The sequence below is a fragment of the Tsukamurella sp. USMM236 genome (assembly GCF_037148755.1).
Lineage (GTDB): Bacteria > Actinomycetota > Actinomycetes > Mycobacteriales > Mycobacteriaceae > Tsukamurella.
On the sequence record NZ_JBBCSS010000003.1, the window covers coordinates 18764 to 43073 of the forward strand.

The following is a 24310-nucleotide window of genomic DNA, read 5'->3' on the forward strand; positions in this document are numbered from 1 at the left end:
GGTCACGTCCTCTCGATGGTCGTTGGATCTTCATCTCGGGGGAGTTCCCCCAGTCTTCTGTCGCCGCGCCGGTCGTTCACGAGGACCTGGAACGCGACGTCGGGCCCGGTCGCGGCGGCCACGTCGTGGCGGGCGGCGGCCGCCAGGGCGGTGAGCTCGTCGACGGGTGCGCCGGGGGAGATCGCGACCGCCACCCGGATGACGGGCCGGCCCTTCTCGATCACGGTCGACGGGCGGGCGCGCCGGATCAGGGGGCTGCGCCCCAGGTCAGCGGCGACGGCGTCGGCCACCCGCCCGAGGTCGACGGTGCCGTCGCCCGGGACGTGCGCGGTGCGCGAGGCGGAGCTGCGCAGGTGCCGGACCAGCAGCCACAGCGCCACCAGCACCAGGACCGCGCCGGCCGCGCCGGTGACGGCGGGCCACCACGGCTGGTCGGGCAGGCGCACGATCGTCGGGACCGAGACGCGGTCGGCGGCGTCGGCCGCGGTCCGCTGACCGAGCCGGTCGCCGAGCGCCCACAGGCCGCCGCCGAGCAGCACCAGCCCGACGAGGCCGGCGACGATCCGGTCGATGAAGCGGGTCGAGCCCTTCATCGGGCCACCTCCTCGGCGCTGCGGCGGTCGGGGTCGATCCGCCGGTGGAACCAGAGTTCGTCGGAGACGGGGGTGTGACTGCGCCGGCGCGGCTTCAGCGCGGCGATCAGCAGCAGCAGGCCGAGCACGATGGCGCCGACCGTCGCGGGCCAGGCCCACCACGACCAGCGGACGTCGTCGGCGATGCGGGGCACCGCGTCGATCCAGCGGCTCCCGGCGACCCAGCCGAGCGAGACGAGGGCGTCGCGGACCGCGATCACGCCGAGCGCGAGGACGGCGAGCAGCAGGGGCACCGTCGCGATGCTGGCGCCGGCGGTGCGGCGCGGCGCGTGACGGCGCAGGTCCCGGGCTGTGGGCGCGTCGTCCGTCGCGGCGACGGCGGCGTGGTGCGCGAGTGCGGCGCGAGACCCGGTGCGCTCGTCGCTGATCCGGGTGATGTGCACGTGCACCTCCTTCGGGGCCGTGCCCAGGCTGCGGGCGAGCTCGTCGTCGACCGCGGAGCGGACCGCGGGAACCAGCCGGGCGGAGTCGAGCGGCCACTGCGCGGCGATCTGCACGTCGACGTCACTGCGGGCGCGGTCGGCGAAGCGCACCGCGGGCAGCTGCCGCGTCGTGAGCCCGCGGACCCGCTCGGTGCCGGGCACCGAGAGCGCGGCGTGCTCGACCAGTCGGCGCCGCACGCGGTCGTCGATGACGGTGCGGCCGCGACCCGCGGTGTCGGCGGCACGCCCGGCGCCGGTGTCGTCGGGGATGCCCGGGGCATCCGGGGTCTCCGATTCGGTGGTCATGGTCAGCTCCGGTCGCGGCGCCGCAGGGCGGTGAGGTCGATGAGCCCGTCGAAGTGTGCGCCCACGGCCGCCCCGGCCGTGCCGAGGACGATCGCGAGGAGGAAGCCGACCAGGCCGCCGACCACGATGGCGATCGCCACGAGCAGGCCGATCACGCCTCCCCACACGGTGAAGTGTCCTGGCGTCATGCGGTGAACTCCTTCGGTGCTGCGGTGCCCTGGTCGGACACCGCGATGTCGGATACGACGACGTCCACGGGGACCCCCGCGGCGTCGGAGGCGGCCGCGCGGACGCGGTCCGCGAGGTCGACGAGGTCGAGATCGCGCCGGAACTCGAGCACGACGGAGACCTGTCCTCCGTCGTCGTCGAGCCGGACGCCGCGCACCGTCCGGCCCGGGAGGTACGTGGCGGGGGAGCCGGGCCCGCCCGCGTGGACGCCCACGACGCCGTCGATCGCCGTCACGGCGGCGACGACCCCGTCGACCCGGGCGGCGCGTGCGGAGCTCACTGGACCCGCGACTCCGCCGACGCCTCGCCGGTGGCGACATCGTCGTCGTCGGCGAAGTGGACGTCGTGGACGGTCACGTTGACCTCGGTCACTTCGAGACCGGTCATGGACTCGACGGCGTCGATGACGTTGCTGCGGATGCCGGCGGCCAGGTCGTGGATCGCGACGCCGTACTCGGCGACGATCGTCACGTCGACCGCGGCCTGCCGCTCTCCGACCTCGACGGTGACGCCCTGCGTGAGGTCCGGTGCGCCGGGGAGGGTCTCGCGGATGCGGCCGACCACGCGGGCGGCCTGGCCGCCGAGATCGTAGACACCGTCGACCTCGCGGGCCGCGATACCGGCGATCTTGGACACGACCACGTCGGCGATGTTGGTGCTGCCGCGCCCGACCTGCGTCGCGACCGCGGTCCCGGGCTTCGCGGCCTTCGACTCGTCGGCGGTCGCGGCGGGCTTGGTGGTGGTCGAGGTCATGTTCGGTCTCCCTTGTGTCGACTGATGTACCGGGATCCGTTCCGGCACACTGGGTGAGTCGCCGTCTCGCGGAGATCGGCACGCGATTGTGACCCATCTCACATTTGGAGGGTGGTTGTTCGACTCGGAGCTGCTGCCGTCGCTGTCCGACGAGACCCTGACGAGGCGCGCCCAGCGCGGCGACGCCGCGGCCTTCGACGTGCTCGTGCAGCGGCACGCGCCCGCCCTGCATCGCTTCGTCGCGCGGACGATGCCCGAACGCAGCGACTGCGACGACATCGTGCAGGAATCCCTCATCGCCGCGTGGAAGGCGCTCCCGAGCTTCGCCTTCCGCTCGACCCTGCGGACGTGGCTGTTCTCGATCGCGGCCCGCAAGACCGCTGACGTGCTGCGTCGCCGCGCGCCCGTGGTCGATTCGGAGGCCGTCGACGAGGCCGTCGCGCGGGAGCCCGGCCCCGTCGAGAAGGCGACCGATAGGGACTTCCTCGACGCGCTCGCCCGGGAGCTGGGGCGCCTGCCGTACCCGGCCCGCGCGGCGTGGTGGCTCCGCGAGGTCGACGGGCTGTCCATCGCCGAGATCGCGGGCGTCCTGCGGACCACGGAGGGGTCGGTGCGCGGCCACCTCCAGCGGACGCGGCAGCGGCTCGCGGAGACGCTGGGGGAGTACTGGCCATGAGCGATCCGACGCGGCCCACGGAGGCCGGACCGTTGTGCAATCCGACAGGACGTGGTCACACTGGGGGAGCGATGAGTTTCAGGCGAGTGGAGAGTGGCGACGCCGAACCGGCGCAGGCCACCGATTGGATTGCCGACGCGACGCGTCGGCTCGCCGGGCTGTCCGCACCCGATGCCGAGGCGCCCGAAGTCGATCCGCGCTGGGGTGCGGACGCGATCGACCGGCTGCGCGAGGCCGTCGCCCAGCAGGTCTCCGCGCTGCCCCGGCGCTCCCGCCCGATCCCGACGGTGCGGCGGGGGGTCTCGGTGACCGAGCTGGCCCTCTCGAAGGCGATCACGGCGGCGCTCTCCGACACCGCGGCCGCCGAGTCCGCAGCCGTCGCCGATGTCGCGCTCGATCTCGGTGGAGGTGCGCTCGCCGCCGTGCACGTCCATCTCGTCGCGGTGGGTGCCGACGGCCGGTCCCACACGCTGTTCGACGGTGGCGAGCGACTCCGCGCCCTGACGGCCGACGTCGTGCGGCGCATGGTCGGCACCGCCGACGTGCGCATCGACCTCACCTGGGAGGACGTGCTCACGCCCGAGCCGATCTGAGCGCACCGCGCGGCCCGCACGTGAACGGAAGATGACCAGCGGTTTTGTGGGTTGCGGAGAGGTTGTGTAATGTAGCTGCTCGGCGGTTGCGCGTGACCCGTAAGGATCGCTCGCGCATCGCGTCCGATTTGGAGGCGTGCCAGAGCGGCCGAATGGGACTCACTGCTAATGAGTTGTCCGGCCAACACCGGACCGGAGGTTCAAATCCTCTCGCCTCCGCCACGTCGGTCTTCGGACCGGCGAGAATTGAATATGGGTATGCGCCCGTAGCTCAGTGGATAGAGCATCTGACTACGGATCAGAAGGTCAGGGGTTCGAATCCCTTCGGGCGCACAGGCAGACGCCGGGTCAGTTCATCTGACCCGGCGTTTCTGCGTTCCGGCTGCGTTACCGTCGAAGGCGACGACGGGAGCGGGCATGGACGAGCGGGTGGAATCGACGCAGGCGGCGCGGGCGATGCTGGGCGAGCTGTGGGACGGCAGCGGCCCGCTGCTGATCCACCAGAGCGGCGGCTGCTGCGACGGCTCGGCGCCCATGGTGTTCGCCGTCGACGAGTTCCGCGTGGGCGATGCCAACGTGCGGCTCGGCACCGTCGAACTCGGGGACGGGCGCGACGTGCCGGTCTGGGTGTCCGACGGCGAGGCGCGGGTCTGGGAGAACAGCGTGCTCGTCCTGGACCTCGAGCCGGGCCGCGCCGCCGGCTTCTCGCTCGAGGGCTCCACGGGCAAGCGCTTCGTGTCGCGGGTCCGGATCGCCGGCGCCGACGGTGCCGCCTGCCCCGTCCCGCAGGCCTGAACGAGCGTGACCGGAGGCGCGGGGATACCGTCGATCGTGAGACATGCGAATGACATGTCGTCGACGGAGGTGGGACCGTGCCCGAGCAGTACGACATCGATAGCGAGGCGTCGATCGCCCGCCGGGAGGCCGGCGTGGAGGTGCTGGAGGGCATCGACGGGTCCGCGGCCCGGACGGTGATCGACGGGCTGGCGGAGGTGAACCCCGCGCTCGCGCACCACATCGCGGCGTGGGGATTCGGCGACGTCTACGCCCGGCCCGGCCTGAACCCGCGCGACCGTCAGCTGGTGACGCTGGGCATTCTCACCGCGCTCGGCGGGACCGAGAACCAGCTGCGGGTGCACGTGAACACCTCGCTCAACGTGGGCATCACCCGCGAGGAGATCAACGAGGTCCTCCTGCATGCCGCCGTGTACACGGGCTTCCCGCGCGCGATCAACGCGACGCTGGTCGCGCGGGACGTGTTCGCGGAGCGCGACCGCGCCTGACGGTGTCGGCCAGCCGGCGGTCCCAGCGCGGCCACGATGCGGGCGGGAGCAGCGCGAGCCCGACGGCGACGCCCGCGAGGCCGATCGCGAACCCGGCCGCGGTGTCGGAGAACCAGTGCACGCCCAGGTACAGGCGGCTCGCCGCGACGGCGCCGATCACCACCGCGGGGGCGAGGAGTGCGAGCAGCCGCCGGCGGGCGGTCCAGCCGGCGGTGACGGCCACCGTCGTGGCCAGGAGCAGGGCCGTCGTGCCCGTGACGTGGCCCGACGGGAAGCCGTAGTCCGTCTCGTTCGCGAGATGGTCGACGAGCGGCGGGCGTTGGCGGGCGAAGGCGTACTTCAGCGCGAGGGTCGCCGCGGAGGCGACGGCGGTGCTGCCGAGCACGAAGACAGCGGAGCCGGCGGACCGTCGCCACGCCAGGAGCGCGGCGACGAGCACGCCGAGTGCGATGGTGCCGCCCGGCGAGAAGACGTCGGTGATGAGGGTCATCACCGACGTGGTGGCAGAGTCGCGGTGCTCGATCATCTCCTCCAGCACCTCGCCGTCGGCCTCGGTGACGGGCCGCCACCCGACGAGCAGGCCGAGGGCGACGACGGCGCCGACGAGCGCGACGGCGGCGGCCAGGTAGTACCGGCCGAGCCGGTCGAGAGTGGGCATCAGTCCAGATTGCCCGCGCGAAAGTCGTTCGCGCAACCCAAGACCGGGTAAAGCACGCCTCATGACCGGGGGTGGTACGGGTAGCGTGAGGCCATGCGGAAGCGACTGAGGCGGGCGCGCGCGGCGCGGCTGCAGCGCGACACCCTGTACGCGGACGTCTCCGAATGGCAGCCGGAGCTGCCCGAGAAGTACCCCTACCGATGGGTGGCGATCCGCTCCAACGACGGCACCTACCGCGACCGCAGGTTCGCCGCCAACTGGGACACGGTGCGGCGCATGCTCGACGACGGCCGGCTGGTCGGCGCGATCGTCTACGCCGTGGTCCGCCCCAACTGGGAGGAGACCCTCGCCGTGCACAAAGAGATGCAGGGCGAGGACCGGCCCGACGTGGTGACGATGGCAGACGCGGAGTCCTGGGGCGGGCAGATCGTCGGCGACCACTCGGAGGCCTTCAACGGCTTCACCTGGGGCGCCTCGGACTGGCGCGGCGGCGGCGCGGACCCGCGGCCCACCCGGTGCATCGGCTACCTCAACCCCAACGACATCAGCATCTGGCCGACGCTGCCCGACATGCCCTTCGTGGTGCCCTCCTACGGCGCGCTGCCCGACTTCGCCCGGGCGCCGGAGCTGGGGCGGCGCTTCGCGATCCACCAGTACACCGACGGCAGCGGTTACGGCGGCGGACTGCCCGAGGGCTACGGCCGCGTGCGGTGCGACATGAACGCCGCCAACGGCCTCGATCCGTGGCAACTCGGGGATCTGCTCGGCACCACCACCATCCCGGTGGACTGAGTCAGTCCCGGTACGCGGTGTAGTACCCCTCCGGGAGGGTGGGCAGCCAGCCGTCGACCCACGCGCCCGCGTAGACCCGGTCGCCGCCCGCGATCAGCTCGATGACGTGCCCGGGCAGGTCCGCGGCGACGAGGGGAAGCAGTCGCAGGCCCTCGTCCCGGTAGCGCTGCGCCGCGGCGTCCGAGCTCCAGCCCGTCTCCCAGTCCAGCTCGCGCTCCCAGAGGTCTTGCCAGGCTTGGAGTTCGGCGGCGAGTTCCGCGGGCAGGTTCAGGTGCTCGGGCCCGATGTTCCCGTAGGTGGCCCAAAGGGCGGTGCTGCCGTAGTCGCTCATCAGCCGGACCCACCGCTCGGGCGCCTCGTCGAACTGTCGCACGTCGGTGCCTGCGGGGAGCGGCGTCTCACCCGACGGTGACCACCCCGTCGCCCAGCCGCCGGCGTAGCCGCGCTCGGCGATCGGCCAGAGGCTGTACTTGATGACGACGCCGGGTAGCTCGGCGACCAGGCCGTCGAGGATCGCGTGAGCCTCACGCGCGTAGTCCGCTTCGGCTGTCGCCGTGCGCCAGCCTTCGCGGCCGCCCAGGTGGTCGGTCTCCAACAGCGCCTGCCAGGCGTCGACGCGGCCGGCGAGTGCGCCCGAGAGGCCGAGGTCCTCACCGCTCAGCGGGTGCAGTTGGTCGACACCGACCAGCGGGGGCCGGTCGACGTCGGGCCACACATGGAGGACGCGGTCCGGGACGAGCGGAGAATTGGGCATCCGCCCAGGCTACGTGGGTGATTGTGCGACCGCATTGACATATGGCAGAACAGATGGTAGGAAAATGGTATGAGAACTACCATCGACGGAGCGGGCCGGATCGTGGTGCCGAAGGCGTTCCGGGACGCGATGGGGTTGAGCGCGGGGAGGGCGGTCGACGTGACGTTCGCAGACGGGCGCATCGAGATCGAAGTGGCACCTTTTGAGATCGACATCGTGCCGGGCCACCCGTTTCCGAAGGCCGTACCGCGGGAGCCGGTTCCGCCACTGACCGACGAGATGGTCCGTCGGACCCTCGAAGAGGTCCGGCAGTGGCCTCGCTAGCGTGCGACACCAGCGTTCTGCTTCCGTCGTTGCTGTCCTGGCACCATGCGCACACCAGGTGCGCTTTCGCGTTGGCGCAGCAGGAGTTCGCGGTGCCCGCGCACGTGCTGATGGAGACCTTCAGCGTGCTCACCAGGCTCCCCGAGAATCGGCTCTCGCCGGAGCAGGCCGCCGCGCTCATCGCGGGTGTCGACGCACCGTTGATCGATCTTCCCGCCAGTGAGCACAGGCGAGTGGTGGCGGCCCTAGGAGCGCGTGGGATCGGTGGCGGCGCGACGTGCGACGCGCTGGTGGGCGCAACCGCGGCGCACCACGGAATGACTCTCCTGACCGCCGACCTGCGGGCGCCACGGACCTACGAGGCGGTCGGGGCCACCTACCGGACGGTGTGAGGCGGCACCGTCGGGGGGGAGAGCCGGCGGGCGGACGGTGTTCCGGGATCGGCCTGACCAGCGTGGTGTGCAGGTAGTATCCGCGATCATGGTGCGGGCTTTGCTCAACGCACGGGCGTGGCGTATCGCCGGTCGCAGCGAGTATCGGAGGATCAGCGAGGCGCTCCGGGCCGCGCGTGCGCAGGCGACGCTGCGGAAGATCTTCGGGGCGTTGGGGGTGTCCTTTCTGCCTCTCGCCCTGGTCGCCGACAAGGTGCCCTTCGGACCCGATACCGCGCTCAAGTCGATGTCCTACTTCGCCGCCGCGATCGGAGGGGCGTTGCTGGGGGTGCGGTGGTGGTTCGGTCCGTGGCCGACGGCGACTGAAGCGCTCTGGTTCCTCGTGCTCTCGGACGTGTGCTTCACCGTTGCGGCCGTCGTGATGAGCGGCCCGTACGTGCGGATCACGGGGACCCTCCACCTCGCCATGATGGGGCTGTTCGCGGCCTTCTTCCTGGGGTGGCGGATCCTGCTGCTGCACTGCGCCTACTCGCTGGCGCTGATCGTGTCGCTGGTGGTGGTCGCGGTGGTCCACGACGGCATCGCGCCGGCGGCGCTCTTCATCGTGTTGTCTCCAGTGATCGCGACGGTCGTGGGGGTGCCCGTCGCGGCGCAGTTCGCCATTGAGGTCGGTCGCCGAGGGTTCGTCACGCTCGCCAACGAATCGTCCATCGATCCGCTGACGAAGCTGCTGAACCGTCGCGGGATGCGGCTCGCGATGCGGCGTGCCGTGGCTACCCGGCCGGGAACCGGTGCAGTGCTGGTCATGGCGGCCGTCGACCTCGACGGGTTCAAGTCGTTCAACGACACGCACGGTCACGTCGGCGGCGACGAGCTGCTCGTGGCCGTCGCAGCGCGGCTGCGCGCGAACCTTCCGGATAGCCACGCCGCGCGCTGGGGCGGTGACGAGTTCGGAATTTTCGCGATCCGCGATGGACATGCTCAAGGGGAGCTGCTCGTGGACCGGTTGTGCTCGCTGATGGCGCCACGACCGGACCCCGACGGCGCCGGGATCCGCGGCAGCATGGGAATCGTCGTCGTCCCGGCGGAGACGTGGTCGGACCGGCTCGAGGAACTGTCCGGGCGGGCGGACGCGGTGATGTACCGGGCGAAGCGGCACCCGACGGACTCGGTGGCGGTCGACGACGCGACTGCCGAGGCGAGGTAACGCACCTTCGGACGAGAGCACCCGGACATGCGAGCGGCGCCGCCCCCGGATGGGAGACGGCGCCGCTGACACCCTCAGGCGTAGCCCGGGCAGGGGATCAGAAGAATCCCTGCGCGCCCGGTGCGTACGAGACCAGCAGGTTCTTGGTCTGCTGGTAGTGATCGAGCATCATCTTGTGGTTCTCACGGCCGATGCCCGAGTCCTTGTAGCCGCCGAACGCCGCGTGCGCGGGGTACTGGTGGTAGGTGTTCGTCCAGACGCGGCCGGCCTGGATGTCGCGGCCCGCGCGGTAGGCGACGTCACCGTTGCGTGACCACACGCCGGCGCCGAGGCCGTAGCGGGTGTCGTTGGCGATCTCCATCGCGTTGTCGTAGCCGTCGAAGGACGTCACCGCGAGCACCGGGCCGAAGATCTCCTCCTGGAAGATCCGCATGTCGTTGGTGCCGGAGAAGATGGTCGGCTGGATGTAGTAGCCGCCGGAGAGATCGCCGCCCAGGTCGGCCGCCTCGCCGCCCGTCACCAGCGTCGCGCCCTCGTTCTTGCCGATCTCGATGTACGACAGGATCTTCTCGTGCTGCTCCTTCGACGCCTGCGCGCCGATCATGGTGTCGGTGTCCAGCGGGTCGCCCTGGATGATCGACTTGGTGCGGATGGAGCCGAGCTCGAGGAACTCATCGAAGATCGGCTTCTCCAGCAGCGCGCGCGACGGGCACGTGCACACCTCGCCCTGGTTCAGCGCGAACATCGTGAAGCCCTCGAGGGCCTTGTCCTGGTAGTCGTCGTTCGCGGCCATGACGTCCTTGAAGAAGACGTTCGGGCTCTTGCCGCCCAGCTCCAGGGTCACGGGAATGAGGTTGTCGGCGGCGTAGCCCGCGATCAGCTTGCCCGTGGTGGTCTCGCCGGTGAAGGCGATCTTGCGGATCCGCTTCGACGAGGCCAGCGGCTTGCCGGCCTCCAGGCCGAAGCCGTTGACGATGTTCACCACGCCCGCGGGCAGCAGGTCGCCGATGAGCGACCACAGGTACAGCACCGACACCGGCGTCTGCTCGGCCGGCTTCAGCACGATCGCGTTGCCGGCGGCCAGCGCGGGCGCCAGCTTCCACACGGCCATGAGGATCGGGAAGTTCCACGGGATGATCTGGCCGACCACGCCGAGCGGCTCGTGGAAGTGGTACGCGACGGTGTTCTCGTCGATCTCCGAGATCCCGCCCTCCTGGGAGCGCAGGCACGACGCGAAGTACCGGAAGTGGTCGATCGCGAGGGGGATGTCGGCGTTGAGGGTCTCGCGGATCGGCTTGCCGTTGTCCCACGACTCGGCGAGCGCGATCGACTCGAGATTGGCCTCCATGCGGTCGGCGATCTTGAGCAGGATCCCCGCGCGGACGGCCGGCGCGGTCTTGCCCCAGGCGGGGGCGGCGGCGTGCGCGGCGTCGAGCGCCAGCTCGATGTCCTCGGCGGTCGATCGCGCGACCTCGCAGAAGCCCTGGCCGGTGACGGGGGTGACGTTCTCGAAGTACTGCCCCTTGACGGGCGCGACCCACTCGCCGCCGATCCAGTTGTCGTAGCGGGACTGGTAGCTCATGAGCGAGCCGGCTGCCCCGGGGCGTGCGTAAACGGTCATGGAGGACCTCCAGAAGAGTGGCGTGATGTCAGTCACATTCCACCCTACGCAGTGACCGTTGCAACAACGTTGCAGTCGGTTGCAACGTCGATCCGCCCAGGTCAGGCCAGGTCGATGGCGATCGCCGCGATGCGGCCGTCGGCCTCGGCGCGCGCCCGCGCATCGCCGTGCGCGCGCAGGACGCGCCAGCCGTGCTCGTCGTCGCGCGCGTCGGGGAGGTCGAGCCACCGTCGGAGCAGGCCCAGGTCCCGGCTCGCCAGCACGGCCGAGCGGAGGCTCTCCGCCAGCTCGGTGCGCAGCCGCGCGACGCCGGGTGCCGCGGAGTTGGGGAGCAGGGGCCCGCGGTAGACGGCGAGGGCGTCCGCGACACGGCCCGCGCGGATGGCGCGCGCGGCGTCGTCGGCGTCGGAGGCCAGGGCGCCCAGCAGCCGGTAGGGACGCGAGCCCAGCAGGTCGGCGCCGACGGTCTTGCGCAGCCGCGAGACCTCCGCGCGGACCGTCACCACGTCGAGGTCGCGCTCGTCGAGCAGCAGGGCCAGGTGGTCGGCGGTGAGACCTTCGGGGTGCCGTGCGAGCAGGGCGAGGATGTCGGCGTGCCGTCCCGTGAGCGGCACCTCGCGGCCGTCCCGCTCCAGCACGGGGCGGCCGCCCAGCAGTCGCAGCCGCGGGCCCGCCGCGGGGGCGGGCGGGGCCAGCCGGAGGATCGCCAGCTGCCCCTCGACGGCCAGCGCCGCGGCCCGCACCAGGGCCAGGGCCTGCGGCGTCGCGACCTCGGGGCCGCCGGTCACGTCGAGCACGCCGATCGGCGCGCGGGTCACCGGATCGTGCACGGGCACGGCGGTGCAGTTCCACCGGTGGGCCCGCCGGGCGAAGTGCTCCGACCCGGCGATCTGCACCTCGGTGTCCAGCGCCAGCGCCGTGCCGGGCGCGTTCGTGCCGGCCGCGGTCTCGCTCCAGTTCGCGCCCGGGATGAAGTTCATCGCGGCGGCCCGGCGGACGGCGGCACCGTCGCCCTCCACCCACAGCAGCGTCCCGTCCCGGTCGCCCACGGCCACCATCGCGCCGGCGGAATCGTCGACGAGCAGCCTGCGGATCACAGGCATCACGCCCGACAGCGGGTTGCGGGCGCGCAGCGCGTCGAGCGCACCGTCGCCCGACGGTGCCTCCCCGTCCGGGTTCACGCCCAGGTCGCGGCTGCGCTGCCAGCTCTCGGCGATGAGGTGCCGCAGCTGGGACGCGCGCAGCGCGGACTCGTCGACCGCACCGTCGACGAACATGCTGTGCAGCCGCGCGGCCGCACCCGCGGACGCGACGGCTCGGGAACCGGTCACCATCGTGCTTCCGACGATAGCCCGGAAGAGGCCGTCACCAGCCCGGATCGCCCACGATCTGCAGGCTCACGTAGGACGGCTGCTCGGGGCTGAGCAGCACGGTCTGCTTGCCGAACCGCGTCTTCACCAGATCGGGGACCGTCGCCAGGTAGCGCGGCACGCTGCCGGCGTAGACGTCCACCCGCAGGCGGTGGCCCTCCTCGAGCAGGGCGTCGGTGGGCACCACGTCGACGTCGATCTCGATCGTCTCGCCCGGCACGACCTTCTGCTTCGCCGACCAGGTGAGCGGGTGGAAGGCGCCGAGCAGCTCGCCGTCGAGGTCGTAGGTGCTGCGCGCCGGATCCAGGGCGCGGTTCGAGGCCATGACGGCGCCGCCCGAGAGCACCGTCGACGTGCCGTCGGGCGCCACGTCGTTGACGGTGACGGTCCAGATCGCCTCCTCGCCCTCGCACTGCGTCACCAGGTGCACGTTGATCGCGCCGCTGATCTGCACCGGCACCGCGGCCGGCGGGGAGGTGAAACAGATCGCGCCGCGCTCCTGGACGCCGGCGTGCCCCAGCGCGGGGACGGCCTTGGTCAGGCCCGCGAGTACCTGCGTCAGGTCGGGCGAGGCCAGGCCGCGCAGGTCGATCCGCGTGGACGCGGACGCGTGCCGGCGCGCCGGGAAGGTCGCGAGGCCACCGTCGTACTTCGCGTGCTCCGCCGTGCCCGACGGTGCCGGGGTCGCGTAGAGCCGCCGGGTGCGGGCGCCGGGGCGCGGGAAGGACTCGCCGGCGGTCCAGCCGCCGCCCTGCTGCTGCAGGGTGACGGGGCCGTAGCGGTCGACGCCGTTGTCGATGCCCTTGAGCCAGCGGTCGTACCAGGCCCGCTCGAGGACGTCGATGCGCGGCGGCGCCTGGGTGCCGCCGAAGCCGGCGCCCATGTCGACGTGGAAGCCGTCGGTGATCACCATCTGCTTGCGCCCCGCCGGCAGGTTCAGGCGGTCGAAGGTGCGGGGCGTGCTGCGGCCGAAGAGGTCGTGCCAGCCGCCGAACAGGAAGGTCGGGGCGGTGATGCCCTCGATCTTCGCGTTCCGCTCGGTGAAGTACGGGTTGTCGTTGACGCGGGGGTCGCGGCCGGTGAGTACGCCGGTCACCACCGACGGGATCTCCGTGGCGGGCGAGACGATGCGGCTGTGCAGCCAGCGGAAGACGTTGCCGTTCACGGTGTCGCGGAGCAGCGTGCGGGGGTTGTAGAGCCACTTGAGCGCGTTCACAGCGCCGAGCCACAGCGGGATGAACACCGACGGGAGGCCGCCTGTGATGTAGATGTCGCGGACGATGTCCTCGCTGCCCTCGATCGCGAAGACCGCGCCCAGGCCCTCCGGCGCGTGCCCGGCGGCCTGCAGCGAGTTGATCGCGGAGTACGACCAGCCGCCCATCCCGAGCTTCCCGTCGCACCAGTCCTGCCCGCGCGCCCAGCGCAGCACCTCGACGGAGTCCTGCTGCTCGCGCGGGCCGAGGATCTGCCACACGCCGTGCGACGTGCCGGTGCCGCGGACGTCGACGATCACCTGCACGTAGCCGCTGCGCACCAGGCGGCGGTTGATGCCGAAGCCCTGCAGCAGGCCGCCGGAGAAGTCGACGGTGCCGCCCGTGAGCGCCTTCGAGGCGTTGGTCAGCGCCGGCCCGACGAACGCGGCGTGCGTGGTCTCGTCGATCGCGTCGACGATCATCCGGTTGTACGGGTTGAGGTTGAGGATCGCGGGGTACGGGCGCTCGACGGCCACCCCGTCGAGCTCCGCGGGCCGGACGACGGTCGCGCGCAGGACGACACCGTCGGACATGCGGATGTCGACGTTGCGGTCGATGTGGACCCGGGGGTAGGTGAGCCGGCCGTCGACGGCCTCGCGCCAGGCGAGGGCGTCGGCGCCGCCGGTGGGATCGCCGAGGGGGAGCGTGTGGTCGACGCGCGAGTGGTGCTCGCCGCCCGACGGGGACGGCAGCACGGGGCTGCGGTCCCAGAGCGGGAAGCGCACACCGGACAGTCGTGCGTTCGCTCTACCGGATCGGCTGGTCACCATTGCAACCCCTTCCTTCAATCGTCAACTTAGATCACGGGTGACGTACCTCACAAACCGCGGTGGCTGTTGTTGCAGATCCGATGCAGAACGGTTGCATTCCCGGCGGGTCCGGCTCAGCGTGGATTCAGCACTCCGCACGCCGCCGGAAGGCCCGATAAGCTCGTCATCGCAATCGACCGCGAAGACTCGGAGGTACCCCCATGTCGCTGACCACCACGCTCCTCGACCCCGCGCGCCAGCCGGCCGTCGTCGCCGACTTCGCGTCGGTCGTCGAATCCGAGGTGGGCGACAAGAGCGGGCTGTCGGGCACCGTCATCAAGACCGCGTACGCCGCGGTCAAGAAGGTCTCGCCGAACGTCATCGAGTCGGCGCTGACCAAGTTGCTCCCCGACTTCGCCGCCGCACTCGACCCGTTCTGGACCGACTTCCAGGCCCAGGGCCCCGGCGACTTCGGCCAGTACCTCGCCGCCCGCGGCGACGCCGTCGGCGACGCGCTGCTCGCGGTGACCGACAAGAAGGCGGAGTCCACCAGCCAGCCCGCGCTGCGCAAGGCCTACTCGAGCCTGCGCGGCAAGGCCAAGGAGAACGTCGTCGCGGCGCTCCCGCGCGTCGGCGCGGCCGTCCAGAAGAACGCCGCCTGATCATGGGTGGGGTGCAGCTCCACGGCTCGGACCAGCTGACCACCGCGGTCGAGCACGCCTACAGCGCGACGGTGCCCGCGGGCGCCACGCTCCACGTCGCCGGTGTGGCGCCGCTCGACCAGGGCGGCACCACCGTCGCCCCCGGCGACGTGCAGGGCCAGGTCCGCGCGGCCGTGGCGAACCTCCGGGTGATCCTGGGCGAGCGCGGCGCGCAGCTGTCCGACGTCGCGCGACTGACCGTGTTCGTCGCCGAGCACCTGCAGGTGGACCTGCAGGTCGCCTCCGAGACGCTGGCCGAGGTCTTCGTCGACCTGCCGCCCGTGTCGATCATCGGCGTCAGCCGCCTGCGCTACGACGATCAGGTGGTCGAGCTGGAGGCCGTCGCGGCGCTCTGAGCGGGCCCGACGTGCGCGCGTGACGGGCGGACCCCTGTGAGCGCCGGCACAGCGAGAGCGCTGACCGAGTGGCGGCCACAGGGGTTCGTTCGCGCCGGATGCGAGGGGTTACCGTAGGGGCGTGAGTACCCCTACATCCGCAGACGCAGTGGCCACCGTGATCACCGGCGCGAGCTGGCCCAGGATCCTCACCTGGCGTTCCGAGGACGGGAACCTCCTGGAGTCGGTGCGTGTGCAGCTCACGGGCGACCGGATCAAGGCCTACGGCCGGATCATCGCGGCCCCGTCGGCCGACGGCCCCGCCTTCAACGCCTCGTACGACCTGGTCACCGACGACGAGGGCGTCACCAAGCGGCTCTCCGTGCACGCCCTCACCGAGGCCGGCGAGGCGCAGGTGACGATCGCGCGCGACGGCGAGAACCACTGGCTGGTCCAGGGCGCGCAGGGCTCGGAGCGCGGCTTCTTCTCCGGCGCGCTCAGCGTCGACGTGCTCAAGTCCGCGTTCTTCAACGCCCTCACCATCCGCCGGTTCGACCTGCAGAGCCACCCGGAGGAGATCGACGTGCCGGTCGTGTACGTCGACCTGCCGACGCTCGCGGTCAAGGAGACGGTCATCAACTATGACGGTGCCGCCGACGGCATCACGGTGATCTCCCCGATCAGCAGCTCGAAGGTGTCCGTCGACGCCGACGGCTTCATCGTCGACTACCCGGGCTTGTCGAGCCGCGTCGAATAAGTCGAGTAGTCAGTCGAGCGCCGTGATCACGCCCCCGGCGTGACCGGCCTCGCGCAGCGCCCGCTGCCACCCCGCCCCGTCGAGCACGGGGGTGAAGGGGGTGCGGCGGGCGTTCTCGTACCGCCTGCGCGCCGCGTAGCCGCGCTCGGTGATGTCGCCGACGGTGCCCTGCTCGGCCAGCTCGGCGCGGGCGGCGATGAGCTCGGCGATGGTGTCGTCCAGCGCGTCCAGCAGGGCCTCCGCGTTCGCCTCGCACATCGCGTTCACCAGCGACGGGGCCGTGCCCGCCACCCGCGTGACGTCGCGGAAGCTGCTCGCGGCCAGCGACAGGGCCAGTTGCTTGGCGGCCGGGTCGAGCTCCGCCGTGATCGCGACGGCCTCGGCCACCACGTGCACCGAGTGCGAGATCCGCGCGACGGCCGCGTCGTGCTCGGTGGAGCCCGCGGGCACGATCACCGCGCCGCAGTCCAGGCCCACGGAGGCGGCGAGCCGCCAGGCCTCCGCCGGGGTCTCGTCGTCGGCGGTGACCACCCAGGTCGCGCCGTCGAACAGCGCGGCGTCGGTGGCCTCCCAACCGGAGAAGGCGGTCCCGGCCATCGGGTGACCGCCCGCGTACCGCCCCGTCAGGCCGGCGTCGGCGACCCGGCGCGCGACGTCGCCCTTGACGCTCACCGCGTCGGTCAGCCAGGCGTTCGGGGCGTGCTCGGCGACGGCCGCGAGCACCCCGTCGAGCGCGGGGACGGGCACCGCGACCACGACCACGTGCCCGCCCTCGTCCGCGCGACGGAGCGTCGCCGCGAGGTCCGACGAGGCGTCGAAGCCCGCGGCCCCGGCATCGTCGACGGCGGCGGCGGAGCGGTTCCAGCCGTAGGCGGGGCGTCCCGCGCGGCCGAGGGCGCGGAGGATGGATCCGCCGATCAGGCCGAGGCCGAGGACGCACACGGGGACGCCGGAATGAGGTGTGGACACCCCGCTAGCGTTCCACAGCGGCGTGAGGAAGCCGTATGAGACGTGTCGCGGACGCGCGTTTACGGATACGGTTCTCTGCATGGCCGCAGAGACCTCACCGGAGCGTTACGACGACACCGACGGCTACGCCGTGGCCGTGATCCGCGGGGAGACCGCCTGGACGGTGCACCTGCTCGACCCCGGCGCGTTGGGCAGCATCGCCAAGGCCGAACAGGAGCTCAAGGCGCTGCGCGCGACCGGCGCCGTGATCGGCCTGCTCAACGTGGACGACGAGTACTTCGTCATCGTGCGCCCCGGGCCGTCGGACTCGCGGATCCTGCTCTCCGACGCGACGGCCGCCGTCTTCGACGAGCTGGCCGTGCAGGCGCTCGACCGGCTCAACGTCGACGTGCCGGACATCGACCCCGAGGAGATCGAGGACACCGACCCCTGGCCCGAGGGCGATCTCGGCATCCTCGGCGACCTCGGCCTGGGCGAGCAGGAGCTCAGCGTGCTGCTGGCCGACCCGGACCTCTATCCCGACGAGCAGCTCCAGGTGATCGCCGAGCGGCTCCAGTTCGACGCAGAGCTGGGCGCGATCCTCGACTCGCTGGGCTAGTGGCACTGCTCGACGCCGAACGCGCGGCCATGGGCGCCGCCCTGGAGGCCGCGGGCCTCGCGGGGCCCGACGACGTCCCCGTCGGCGCCGCCGTCATCGCGCCCGACGGTGCCGTGCTCGCGCTGGCGGGGAACCGCCGGGAGGCGCTGGGCGACCCGACCGCCCACGCGGAGATCCTCGCGATCCGCGAGGCCGCCACGCGGTTCGGCGACGGCTGGCGGCTCGAGGGCTGCACCCTGGCCGTCACCCTGGAGCCCTGCGCCATGTGCGCCGGCGCGCTGGTCTCGGCCCGCATCGGCCACCTCGTCTTCGGCGCCTTCGAGCCCAAGACCGGGGCCGTCGGTTCCGTGTGGGACGTGGTCCGCGACCCCCGCGTCACCCATCGGGTGACGGTGCGCGGCGGGGTCCGGGAGGCGGAGTGCGCGGCGCTGCTGCACCGGTTCTTCCAGCCGCACCGGTCCTGACCAGCCGATTTATCTCCCGGGGTGACTTCCGGTAAAGTACTCCGACGGTGGCGTGTCCGAGCGGCCGAAGGTGCAGCACTCGAAATGCTGTGTGCGGTAACCCCGTACCGAGGGTTCAAATCCCTCCGCCACCGCCGAGAGAGACCCTCTCCGACCCCGGTCGGAGAGGGTCTTCTCCGTTCCGGGCCGGCGTGCCCGCCACACGGCGCCGCTTCGGCGGGGTGCGCCGCAGCCACCACTCGCAGAAGCCGATCGCGATCAGCCAGCTCGGCCAGGCCACGATCGCCGGCCCCCACGAGTCCATGAAGGACTCCGGCACGCCCGCGGCGTCGAGCACGAGGAACGAGATCGGCCCCAGGATCCGGTTGATGATCACCGAGTACATGAGCGCCGCGCTGCGCAGCATCCAGCGCCGGTGGGAGGCCACGTCGCCGCCCACGATCGCGCGGACGCCGAGCGCCGTGAACAGCAGCATCAGCGAGCCCAGCGTGACGTTGGACGCGGCGTTCACCGGCCCGAAGGGCGTCACGGTGCCGATCGCGATGGCCGCGAGCCCGACGGGCAGCGCGCACGCGACGTAGATCCGGCCGGCGATCCAGTGGTACTTCGCGAACCAGCGACGCCCCAGCTGCACCAGCCCGGCGAGCATGGCCACGGACCCGAGCAGGATGTGCCCGACCAGCAGCCCGTAGTACCAGTTCGGCTGGTCGTCGAGCGGGACGCGGCTGCCGCCCGTCAGGTAGGGAGGAAGGGAGTAGGCGAGGAAGACGAGCACCAGCAGGGCGCCCACCAGCAGTTTCTTCATACGGGGAACGCTAGGGACGGAGCCCGCGGCGGCGGATCACCCGCGCGGGTGGACCTGCGTAGTCCGCACGGGTGAGGCACGATGGTCGCGGGATCCTTCGAGGGGGAAACGATGAACGACGACGGTGCCTGGGGCGCGCCCGCTCTCGACCTGCCGCGGTACCTGGAGCGCATCGGTCTCAGCGCCCCGCCCGCGCCCGACCTCGACGGCCTGTCCGCGCTGGTCCGGGCGCACGCGACCACCTTGCCGTGGGAGAACTTCGACGCCGTCCGAGGCATCCCGGGCGACCTCACCGTCGGCGCGCTGCAGCGCCGCATGATCGACGGCCGCCGCGGTTACGGCTGCACGGGCCACGTCCCGCTCCTGGCCGCGGTCCTGCAGCGGACGGGCTTCCGGTTCGGCGCCGCGTCGGGCCGCGTGCTGGTCGACGGCCGCCCGTCGGCGAGCACGCACGCCCTCCTGCTCGTCGAGGTTGACGGTGCGCCGCACCTCGCCGAGGTCGGCTTCGGTGCCGTCCCGCTCGCGCCGCTGCGGCTGGAGAGCGGCCTCGATCAGGACGCCGACGGCTGGCGCTACCGGCTCACTGCGTCGACCGTCGGCTTCGGCGAGGAGTGGCAGCTCGACTTCCTCGACCCGAGCTCGGCCCAGTGGCGGCCGCAGTACCGGTTCGCGCTCACCGACCGCACGTGGTCGGACCTGCGGATGACCAACTTCTACGTCGCGACCTCGCCGCACTCGCCCTTCCGCGGGCGGCTCATGGCGGTGGTCAACCGGCCCGGCGAGCGGCACGTGCTCACGCGCGACGCGGTGATCACCACCCGCCCCGACGGGTTCAAGGAGTCCGTGCCGTACGCGGCGGCGGACCGTCGGGCGATCCTCGCCGCGACCTTCGCGATCGACCTGCCCGAGGACGAGGCCGCCGCGCTCGCGGCCGTCAGTGGGAGCTGAAGAAGCCGATCGCCTTGTCGCCGCTGTCGCAGCGCGCGAGCATCCCGGGGGTCTGCGGGAAGGTGCAGTTCCAGCCGTCCACGGTGACGGGCTTCGCCATCGCGATCTGCGGGCCGAAGGCGTTCGCGACGCGCATCGCCTCGGCGCAGTCCACCTTCACGGTGCCGAGCGCGTGGACGTACAGGGCCCCGTCGGGGCCGCGGGTCTGCCCGCACATCTCGGCGCGGGTCTCGGCCACCGTCGCCGTGGCCGACGGTGCGCCCGACGGCGCGGGTGCGGGGTCGGACGAACTGCCGCAGCCCGCGAGGAGCAGGCCGCACACTGTTGCAGTTGCGACGGCTGTGACAGGCGTTGCGAAGTGCTGAAATGCGGTCATGCCCTGCACGCTACCCGCGTTTCGGTGATGAGCCTCACAAAAGTGCCGGTCAGCGACATTATTGCGGGCGGCAACGATCGGTACACTCGAACACGACCCGCATCGCGCAGCCCGTCGCGCCTCGACGACTCGGAGTGACTCGCATGGCACTGTTCCTGTACCGGCTGGGGAGGTTCGCCTACCTCAATCGTTTCAAAGTCATCGCGGCCTGGCTGCTGATCTTCGTCGGCATGCTTGCGGGCGGCGCGCTGCTCAGCAAGCCCACGGTCGACAACTTCTCGTTGCCGGGCCTGCCCTCGGCGAAGGCGACGGACATCGTCTCCGCGAACTTCGGCGACAACGGCGGCGACCCGTTCACCACCGCCTCGGCGACCATCGTCTTCCACACCAAGGACGGCAAGCTCACCGATCCGGCGGCCGCGGCGGGCATCGACCGCACCATCGCCGACATCAAGAACCTCACCAAGGACGAGGACGGCCGGAAGGTCTCCGTGGTGCAGGACCCCGAGCTGCTGCACAACCCGACGGGCAAGTTGGACACGAACGCCCTCACCCCGGACCAGCGCTCGAAGCTCGAGACGATGACGGCGCAGGGCAAGGACATCGCGTCGACCAAGACGCAGGCGCAGAAGGACGCCGACGCGGCGGCCACCTCGTCGGTGAGCCCCGACGGCAAGACCGCCAAGATCACCGTCAACTTCATCGGCAAGGTCACGGAGCTGCCGGACACCCTCTCCGAGGACATCAAGAAGGCCCGCGAGGCCGGCGAGGCCGCCTCGAACGGCACGCTGCAGGTCGAGGCCGACGGTTCCGCCGCCCGCGGCGCCGAGGACATGGGCATGACCAGCGAGATCATCGGCATGATCGTCGCCGCGATCGTCCTGATCATCACCTTCGCCTCGCTCGTCGCGTGGGGCCTGCCGCTGCTCAACGCGATCATCGCGGTGCCGGTGGCCATCGGCGGCGTCATGATCGCCTCCCACTTCGTCGAGCTCGGCACCTTCCCGACGGTCCTGACGTCGATGATCGGCCTGGCCGTCACCATCGACTACGCGCTCTTCATCGTGTCCCGATACCGGCACGAACTGCGGCGCCTCGGCGCCACCACCAAGGAGCAGCGGGCGGAGGCCGCGGGCATCGCGGTGGGCACCGCCGGCACGGCCGTGATCTTCGCCGGCCTGACGGTGATCATCGCCCTCGCCGCGCTCGCCTTCATCGGCATGGACTTCCTCGGCCAGATGGGCGTCGCCGCCGCGTGGGGCGTGTTCATCGCCGTCATCGTCGCGCTGACCCTGCTCCCGGCCCTGCTCGGCCTGTTCGGCTCCAAGGTCTTCGCCGGCCGCGTCAAGGGCCTGCACCCGCAGGACACCGACCAGGGCGAGGGCCGCGTCGCCAACGGCCTGCGCTGGGCCAACCTGGTCAAGAAGGTCCCCGTCGTCACCCTCGTCGCGGGCGTCGCCGTCCTCGGCATCCTCGCCATCCCGATGAAGGACATGAAGACCGCCCTGCCCGGCTCGGGCATGAGCGAGAAGAGCACGTCGGAGCGCCAGGCCTACGACCTCATCTCCGACGCCTGGGGCAAGGGCGCCAACGGCACCCTCCTCGTCGCCGTCGACGGTGCCGGGGCCCAGCCCAACCAGCGGCTCGGCGCCTACAAGCAGATCGTCGACCAGCTGAACAGCAACCCCAACATCGCGCCGCTCATCGCGAACGCGCAGATCGCGCAGCTCGCGGCGGACAACAAGGCCGCGACGATCATCGTGACGCCCAAGTCCGGCCCCAACGACGACGACACCAAGACCCTGGTGACCAAGCTCCGCACCATGGTCAACGGCGACGCCGGTACGAAGGCGCGGCTCGGCGTGGACCTCGGCGTCGCGGGCAGCACCGCCATCGAGATGGACATCTCGGAGGAGCTCAACAAGAACGCGCTGCCCAAGTACCTGGCGATCGTCGTCGGGCTGGCGTTCCTGCTGCTGCTCGTCGCCTTCCGCTCGATCCTCGTGCCGCTCACGGCCGCGCTGGGCTTCCTGCTGTCCGTGGTCGCGACGTTCGGCGTGACCTCCGCGATCTTCACCGACGGTGCCCTCGGCCTCATCGACAACACGCAGCCGCTGGTCTCGTTCCTGCCGATCTTCATGATCGGCATCGTCTTCGGCCTCGCGATGGACTACCAGGTCTTCCTCGTCTCCCGGATGCGCGAGGAGTTCGTGCACACCGGCGACGCCACGCAGTCCGTGGTGACGGGCGTGCAGTACGGCGCCCGCGTGGTGACCGCCGCGGCGATCATCATGATCTCGGTCTTCGCCTCGTTCATCCTCAACGAGCAGGTCTTCATCAAGGAGATCGGCTTCGGCCTCGCCGCCGCCGTGCTGCTGGACGCCTTCGTGGTGCGCCTGGTGATCATCCCGTCGGTGATGATGCTCCTCGGCAAGTGGGCCTGGTGGCTGCCGAAGTGGCTCGACAAGATCCTGCCCAACGTCGATATCGAGGGCGAGGCGCTCGTCGCCCAGCTCGGCCGCGGCGACGCGAACGCCGACACCGCCGCGATCCCCGCGCAGACCACGGCCGAGATCCCGGTCCCGACCGAGCAGCTCGTCGCCGCCGGCGCGACCGACGTGCACGCCCGCGGCAAGGCGCGGGTCGCGCAGGCCGGCGTGAACGGCCACGCCAACGGCACGGCCAACGGCGCCGAGCTCCCCACGGCCGCACCGACGGTGCCCGTGCCGCTGGTGCCCCTCGGCAAGGACGACGAGCACGTCACGGAGCAGGCGCCCGTGTACGCCGACACGGAACAGGTGGCCACCGCGGCACCGGATACGGTCGCGCCGGACACCGGCGAGTACCCGGTCGCACGGCCCGGCGTCCCGCGCCCGGACCAGACCGCGACCGGCCCGATCGTCGCGCGCGATCGCACCCGCGACGAGATCGCCCAGCTGCGCGAGCAGAACAAGGCGATCGCGGCGGAGCTCAGCGCGCTGCGCTCCGACTACCGCTCGATGACGAGCCGCACGCGGCTGCAGAGCGAGCACATCAGCGACCCCACGCGGTTCGAGATCGAGGGGCGCCTCGAGGGCCCCGACGGTCCGCTCGGCCGCGCCGGCCGGCTGCTCACGCCGCACGGCGAGATGCTCACCCCCGCCTTCATCCCCGTCGGCACCAAGGCCACGGTGAAGACGGTGCTGCCCGAGGCGGTCTCGGAGCTGGGCGCGCAGGCGGTGCTGGCGAACGCCTACCACCTGTACCTGCAGCCCGGCCCGGAGATCGTGGAGCAGGCCGGCGGCCTCGGTGCGTTCATGAACTGGGACGGCCCCACCTTCACCGATTCCGGTGGCTTCCAGGTGATGTCGCTCGGCTCCGGGTTCAAGAAGGTCATCGACATGACCGGCGGCGAGGAGCTGCAGGGTGACGACGCGATCGCCGAGGGCAAGGACCGGCTCTCCCGCGTCGACGACGACGGCGTGACCTTCCTGAGTCACCTCGACGGCACCGAGCACCGGTTCACGCCCGAGGTGTCGATGCAGATCCAGCATCAGCTGGGCGCCGACGTCATCTTCGCCTTCGACGAGCTGACCACCCTGCACAACAGCCGCGCGTACCAGGTGGAGTCGCTGGAGCGCACCCGCCTATGGGCGCGGCGCTGCCTCTCCGAGCACAACTGGCTCACCGCGCAGCGGCGGGACGCGATCTCGTTGTGGGGCGTCGTGCAGGGCGCGCAGTACGAGGACCTGCGCCGCAAGGCGGCCCGTGACCTGCGCGCGCTGAGCGAGGAGGACCGGCTCTCCGGCGGACTCGGCTTCGGCGGCTACGGCATCGGCGGCGCGCTGGAGAAGGCGAACCTGTCGACCATCGTGCGCTGGGTGAACCAGGAGCTCGAGGAGGACCGGCCGAAGCACCTGCTGGGCATCTCCGAGCCGGACGACATCTTCGCCGCGGTCGAGCAGGGCATCGACACCTTCGACTGCGTCTCGCCGTCGCGGGTGGCCCGCAACGGCGCGATCTACTCGCTCGACGGCCGCTACAACGTGACCAATTCGCGGTTCAAGACGGACTTCCGCCCGCTGGACCCGGAGACGCAGAACTACACCTCGCAGTACACCCGCGCGTACATCCATCACCTGTTCAAGGCGAAGGAGGGCCTCGCGGCCACGCTGGCCACCATCCACAACGAGCAGTTCATCGTCTCCCTGGTCGCGAAGATCCGGCAGTCGATGCTCGACGGCACGTACTGGGACTTCAAGGAGGAGTTCCTGGGTCGCTACTACAAGGGCACCCAGCAGCACCTCGCCAAGTCCGACTAGGCCGCGGGGGCCCGCCGCCCCG

28 protein-coding genes, 3 tRNA genes and 1 pseudogene are annotated in these 24310 nt (G+C 71.5%); 19 read left to right on the forward strand and 13 right to left on the reverse strand.

All coding sequences use genetic code 11. The annotated features are described in order from the left end of the window. Positions 1-2 precede the first annotated feature (2 nt). Genes WFK95_RS11115 through WFK95_RS11135 form a run of 5 tightly spaced genes read right to left on the reverse strand, consistent with a single transcriptional unit; the run spans position 3 to position 2362 of the window. Positions 3-593 carry an alkaline shock response membrane anchor protein AmaP gene (locus WFK95_RS11115; RefSeq protein WP_224647771.1) on the reverse strand — a complete coding sequence of 197 codons (591 nt, stop codon included), beginning with the start codon at positions 591-593 and terminating at the stop codon, positions 3-5. Then, a complete protein-coding gene (locus tag WFK95_RS11120) occupies positions 590-1381 on the reverse strand; it encodes a hypothetical protein (protein WP_224647770.1) in 792 nt (263 codons plus the stop codon). The genes WFK95_RS11115 and WFK95_RS11120 overlap by 4 nt, the downstream gene beginning before the upstream one ends. A 2-nt stretch (positions 1382-1383) precedes the next feature. Continuing rightward, on the reverse strand, positions 1384-1569 hold the full coding sequence (locus WFK95_RS11125; RefSeq protein ID WP_224647769.1) for a DUF2273 domain-containing protein: 186 nt from the start codon (positions 1567-1569) through the stop codon (positions 1384-1386). Then, a complete protein-coding gene (locus WFK95_RS11130) occupies positions 1566-1889 on the reverse strand; it encodes a hypothetical protein (RefSeq protein ID WP_224647768.1) in 324 nt (107 codons plus the stop codon). The genes WFK95_RS11125 and WFK95_RS11130 overlap by 4 nt, the downstream gene beginning before the upstream one ends. Further along, positions 1886-2362, reverse strand: a complete 477-nt coding sequence (locus WFK95_RS11135) for an Asp23/Gls24 family envelope stress response protein (RefSeq protein ID WP_224647767.1) — start codon at positions 2360-2362, stop codon at positions 1886-1888. The genes WFK95_RS11130 and WFK95_RS11135 overlap by 4 nt, the downstream gene beginning before the upstream one ends. A gap of 115 nt (positions 2363-2477) precedes the next feature. Between WFK95_RS11135 and WFK95_RS11140 the strand changes: the two genes are divergently transcribed. From WFK95_RS11140 to WFK95_RS11165, 6 genes are all read left to right on the forward strand, one after another. Next, positions 2478-3038 (forward strand): RNA polymerase sigma factor, encoded by a 561-nt coding sequence (locus tag WFK95_RS11140; protein WP_224647766.1) that lies wholly within the window; start codon positions 2478-2480, stop codon positions 3036-3038. A gap of 71 nt (positions 3039-3109) precedes the next feature. Next, complete coding sequence (locus WFK95_RS11145) at positions 3110-3631, forward strand: hypothetical protein (RefSeq protein WP_224647765.1); 522 nt, start codon at positions 3110-3112, stop codon at positions 3629-3631. 130 nt (positions 3632-3761) lie between these two features. Beyond that, positions 3762-3853, forward strand: a tRNA-Ser gene (locus tag WFK95_RS11150). A gap of 38 nt (positions 3854-3891) precedes the next feature. Beyond that, positions 3892-3964, forward strand: a tRNA-Arg gene (locus WFK95_RS11155). 84 nt (positions 3965-4048) lie between these two features. After that, positions 4049-4426, forward strand: coding sequence for a DUF779 domain-containing protein (locus tag WFK95_RS11160; RefSeq protein WP_224647764.1), 378 nt, complete (start codon positions 4049-4051; stop codon positions 4424-4426). Between the two features lie 77 nt (positions 4427-4503). Beyond that, complete coding sequence (locus WFK95_RS11165; RefSeq protein WP_224647763.1) at positions 4504-4914, forward strand: carboxymuconolactone decarboxylase family protein; 411 nt, start codon at positions 4504-4506, stop codon at positions 4912-4914. Here WFK95_RS11165 and WFK95_RS11170 read toward each other — a convergent pair. Then, a complete protein-coding gene (locus WFK95_RS11170) occupies positions 4862-5572 on the reverse strand; it encodes a phosphatase PAP2 family protein (RefSeq protein ID WP_336670747.1) in 711 nt (236 codons plus the stop codon). The genes WFK95_RS11165 and WFK95_RS11170 overlap by 53 nt on opposite strands. 93 nt (positions 5573-5665) lie before the next feature. On the opposite strand from WFK95_RS11170, the gene WFK95_RS11175 reads away from it, so the two are divergent. Continuing rightward, complete coding sequence (locus tag WFK95_RS11175) at positions 5666-6364, forward strand: hypothetical protein (protein WP_224647761.1); 699 nt, start codon at positions 5666-5668, stop codon at positions 6362-6364. 1 nt (position 6365) lies between these two features. On the opposite strand, the gene WFK95_RS11180 is transcribed toward WFK95_RS11175, so the two are convergent. Further along, entirely contained in the window at positions 6366-7118 is a 753-nt protein-coding gene (locus WFK95_RS11180) for a hypothetical protein (protein ID WP_336670748.1), read from the reverse strand. A 69-nt stretch (positions 7119-7187) separates the two neighbouring features. On the opposite strand from WFK95_RS11180, the gene WFK95_RS11185 reads away from it, so the two are divergent. The 3 genes from WFK95_RS11185 to WFK95_RS11195 all read left to right on the forward strand — a co-directional run bounded on the left by WFK95_RS11185 (position 7188) and on the right by WFK95_RS11195 (position 9041). Next, the gene (locus WFK95_RS11185) at positions 7188-7442 is read left to right on the forward strand and encodes an AbrB/MazE/SpoVT family DNA-binding domain-containing protein (protein ID WP_336670749.1); all 255 of its coding nucleotides are present in this window, start codon (positions 7188-7190) and stop codon (positions 7440-7442) included. Next, a complete protein-coding gene (locus WFK95_RS11190) occupies positions 7430-7834 on the forward strand; it encodes a PIN domain-containing protein (protein WP_336670750.1) in 405 nt (134 codons plus the stop codon). The genes WFK95_RS11185 and WFK95_RS11190 overlap by 13 nt, the downstream gene beginning before the upstream one ends. Before the next feature lie 88 nt (positions 7835-7922). Further along, positions 7923-9041: a GGDEF domain-containing protein gene (locus WFK95_RS11195; protein ID WP_336670751.1), complete on the forward strand. Its 1119-nt coding sequence runs from the start codon at positions 7923-7925 to the stop codon at positions 9039-9041. A gap of 97 nt (positions 9042-9138) precedes the next feature. On the opposite strand, the gene exaC is transcribed toward WFK95_RS11195, so the two are convergent. The 3 genes from exaC to WFK95_RS11210 all read right to left on the reverse strand — a co-directional run bounded on the left by exaC (position 9139) and on the right by WFK95_RS11210 (position 14052). Beyond that, on the reverse strand, positions 9139-10662 hold the full coding sequence (gene exaC / locus WFK95_RS11200; RefSeq protein ID WP_068526037.1) for an acetaldehyde dehydrogenase ExaC: 1524 nt from the start codon (positions 10660-10662) through the stop codon (positions 9139-9141). 101 nt (positions 10663-10763) lie between these two features. Further along, positions 10764-11996 (reverse strand): GAF domain-containing protein, encoded by a 1233-nt coding sequence (locus WFK95_RS11205; protein WP_336670752.1) that lies wholly within the window; start codon positions 11994-11996, stop codon positions 10764-10766. Positions 11997-12027: 31 nt separating this feature from the next. Further along, positions 12028-14052, reverse strand: a complete 2025-nt coding sequence (locus WFK95_RS11210) for a CocE/NonD family hydrolase (RefSeq protein WP_443081546.1) — start codon at positions 14050-14052, stop codon at positions 12028-12030. 203 nt (positions 14053-14255) lie between these two features. On the opposite strand from WFK95_RS11210, the gene WFK95_RS11215 reads away from it, so the two are divergent. From WFK95_RS11215 to WFK95_RS11225, 3 genes are all read left to right on the forward strand, one after another. Further along, a complete protein-coding gene (locus tag WFK95_RS11215; RefSeq protein WP_224647756.1) occupies positions 14256-14696 on the forward strand; it encodes a DUF6918 family protein in 441 nt (146 codons plus the stop codon). 2 nt (positions 14697-14698) lie between these two features. Further along, complete coding sequence (locus tag WFK95_RS11220; protein ID WP_443081547.1) at positions 14699-15091, forward strand: RidA family protein; 393 nt, start codon at positions 14699-14701, stop codon at positions 15089-15091. Between the two features lie 121 nt (positions 15092-15212). After that, positions 15213-15827: a putative glycolipid-binding domain-containing protein gene (locus WFK95_RS11225; protein ID WP_336670754.1), complete on the forward strand. Its 615-nt coding sequence runs from the start codon at positions 15213-15215 to the stop codon at positions 15825-15827. A 9-nt stretch (positions 15828-15836) separates the two neighbouring features. Here WFK95_RS11225 and WFK95_RS11230 read toward each other — a convergent pair whose 3' ends face one another. Then, the gene (locus tag WFK95_RS11230; RefSeq protein ID WP_224647753.1) at positions 15837-16796 is read right to left on the reverse strand and encodes a prephenate dehydrogenase; all 960 of its coding nucleotides are present in this window, start codon (positions 16794-16796) and stop codon (positions 15837-15839) included. 79 nt (positions 16797-16875) lie between these two features. Here WFK95_RS11230 and WFK95_RS11235 point away from each other — a divergent pair, with 79 nt between their 5' ends. The 3 genes from WFK95_RS11235 to WFK95_RS11245 all read left to right on the forward strand — a co-directional run bounded on the left by WFK95_RS11235 (position 16876) and on the right by WFK95_RS11245 (position 17992). Then, positions 16876-17394 carry a tRNA adenosine deaminase-associated protein gene (locus WFK95_RS11235; RefSeq protein WP_224647752.1) on the forward strand — a complete coding sequence of 173 codons (519 nt, stop codon included), beginning with the start codon at positions 16876-16878 and terminating at the stop codon, positions 17392-17394. Positions 17395-17423: 29 nt separating this feature from the next. Continuing rightward, entirely contained in the window at positions 17424-17858 is a 435-nt protein-coding gene (locus tag WFK95_RS11240) for a nucleoside deaminase (RefSeq protein WP_224647792.1), read from the forward strand. Positions 17859-17904: 46 nt separating this feature from the next. Continuing rightward, positions 17905-17992, forward strand: a tRNA-Ser gene (locus WFK95_RS11245). Here the strand turns inward: WFK95_RS11245 and WFK95_RS11250 are convergent. Further along, on the reverse strand, positions 17974-18663 hold the full coding sequence (locus WFK95_RS11250; RefSeq protein WP_336670755.1) for a DUF2306 domain-containing protein: 690 nt from the start codon (positions 18661-18663) through the stop codon (positions 17974-17976). The two genes, WFK95_RS11245 and WFK95_RS11250, sit on opposite strands and share 19 nt — an antisense overlap. Before the next feature lie 111 nt (positions 18664-18774). Here WFK95_RS11250 and WFK95_RS11255 point away from each other — a divergent pair, with 111 nt between their 5' ends. After that, the gene (locus tag WFK95_RS11255; RefSeq protein ID WP_336670756.1) at positions 18775-19611 is read left to right on the forward strand and encodes an arylamine N-acetyltransferase family protein; all 837 of its coding nucleotides are present in this window, start codon (positions 18775-18777) and stop codon (positions 19609-19611) included. Here the strand turns inward: WFK95_RS11255 and WFK95_RS11260 are convergent. After that, a complete protein-coding gene (locus tag WFK95_RS11260; RefSeq protein WP_224647749.1) occupies positions 19598-19987 on the reverse strand; it encodes a hypothetical protein in 390 nt (129 codons plus the stop codon). The two genes, WFK95_RS11255 and WFK95_RS11260, sit on opposite strands and share 14 nt — an antisense overlap. A 230-nt stretch (positions 19988-20217) precedes the next feature. On the opposite strand from WFK95_RS11260, the pseudogene WFK95_RS11265 reads away from it, so the two are divergent. Beyond that, positions 20218-22428: pseudogene (locus WFK95_RS11265) on the forward strand (MMPL family transporter); the annotation flags it as partial. Between the two features lie 558 nt (positions 22429-22986). Continuing rightward, positions 22987-24288 (forward strand): tRNA guanosine(34) transglycosylase Tgt, encoded by a 1302-nt coding sequence (gene tgt / locus WFK95_RS11270; RefSeq protein WP_374201326.1) that lies wholly within the window; start codon positions 22987-22989, stop codon positions 24286-24288. Positions 24289-24310 lie beyond the last annotated feature (22 nt).

Excerpts from the sequence above, each read along its gene's own strand:
- WFK95_RS11115 (WP_224647771.1), bottom strand. The coding sequence starts at position 593 with ATGAAGGGCTCGACCCGCTTCATCGACCGGATCGTCGCCGGCCTCGTC.
- WFK95_RS11120 (WP_224647770.1), bottom strand. The coding sequence starts at position 1,381 with ATGACCACCGAATCGGAGACCCCGGATGCCCCGGGCATCCCCGACGAC.
- WFK95_RS11125 (WP_224647769.1), bottom strand. The coding sequence starts at position 1,569 with ATGACGCCAGGACACTTCACCGTGTGGGGAGGCGTGATCGGCCTGCTC.
- WFK95_RS11135 (WP_224647767.1), bottom strand. The coding sequence starts at position 2,362 with ATGACCTCGACCACCACCAAGCCCGCCGCGACCGCCGACGAGTCGAAG.
- WFK95_RS11145 (WP_224647765.1), top strand. The coding sequence starts at position 3,110 with ATGAGTTTCAGGCGAGTGGAGAGTGGCGACGCCGAACCGGCGCAGGCC.
- WFK95_RS11160 (WP_224647764.1), top strand. The coding sequence starts at position 4,049 with ATGGACGAGCGGGTGGAATCGACGCAGGCGGCGCGGGCGATGCTGGGC.
- WFK95_RS11170 (WP_336670747.1), bottom strand. The coding sequence starts at position 5,572 with ATGCCCACTCTCGACCGGCTCGGCCGGTACTACCTGGCCGCCGCCGTC.
- WFK95_RS11175 (WP_224647761.1), top strand. The coding sequence starts at position 5,666 with ATGCGGAAGCGACTGAGGCGGGCGCGCGCGGCGCGGCTGCAGCGCGAC.
- WFK95_RS11180 (WP_336670748.1), bottom strand. The coding sequence starts at position 7,118 with ATGCCCAATTCTCCGCTCGTCCCGGACCGCGTCCTCCATGTGTGGCCC.
- WFK95_RS11185 (WP_336670749.1), top strand. The coding sequence starts at position 7,188 with ATGAGAACTACCATCGACGGAGCGGGCCGGATCGTGGTGCCGAAGGCG.
- WFK95_RS11195 (WP_336670751.1), top strand. The coding sequence starts at position 7,923 with ATGGTGCGGGCTTTGCTCAACGCACGGGCGTGGCGTATCGCCGGTCGC.
- exaC (WP_068526037.1), bottom strand. The coding sequence starts at position 10,662 with ATGACCGTTTACGCACGCCCCGGGGCAGCCGGCTCGCTCATGAGCTAC.
- WFK95_RS11205 (WP_336670752.1), bottom strand. The coding sequence starts at position 11,996 with ATGGTGACCGGTTCCCGAGCCGTCGCGTCCGCGGGTGCGGCCGCGCGG.
- WFK95_RS11215 (WP_224647756.1), top strand. The coding sequence starts at position 14,256 with ATGTCGCTGACCACCACGCTCCTCGACCCCGCGCGCCAGCCGGCCGTC.
- WFK95_RS11220 (WP_443081547.1), top strand. The coding sequence starts at position 14,699 with ATGGGTGGGGTGCAGCTCCACGGCTCGGACCAGCTGACCACCGCGGTC.
- WFK95_RS11235 (WP_224647752.1), top strand. The coding sequence starts at position 16,876 with ATGGCCGCAGAGACCTCACCGGAGCGTTACGACGACACCGACGGCTAC.
- WFK95_RS11240 (WP_224647792.1), top strand. The coding sequence starts at position 17,424 with ATGGGCGCCGCCCTGGAGGCCGCGGGCCTCGCGGGGCCCGACGACGTC.
- WFK95_RS11250 (WP_336670755.1), bottom strand. The coding sequence starts at position 18,663 with ATGAAGAAACTGCTGGTGGGCGCCCTGCTGGTGCTCGTCTTCCTCGCC.
- WFK95_RS11255 (WP_336670756.1), top strand. The coding sequence starts at position 18,775 with ATGAACGACGACGGTGCCTGGGGCGCGCCCGCTCTCGACCTGCCGCGG.
- WFK95_RS11260 (WP_224647749.1), bottom strand. The coding sequence starts at position 19,987 with ATGACCGCATTTCAGCACTTCGCAACGCCTGTCACAGCCGTCGCAACT.
- tgt (WP_374201326.1), top strand. The coding sequence starts at position 22,987 with ATGACGAGCCGCACGCGGCTGCAGAGCGAGCACATCAGCGACCCCACG.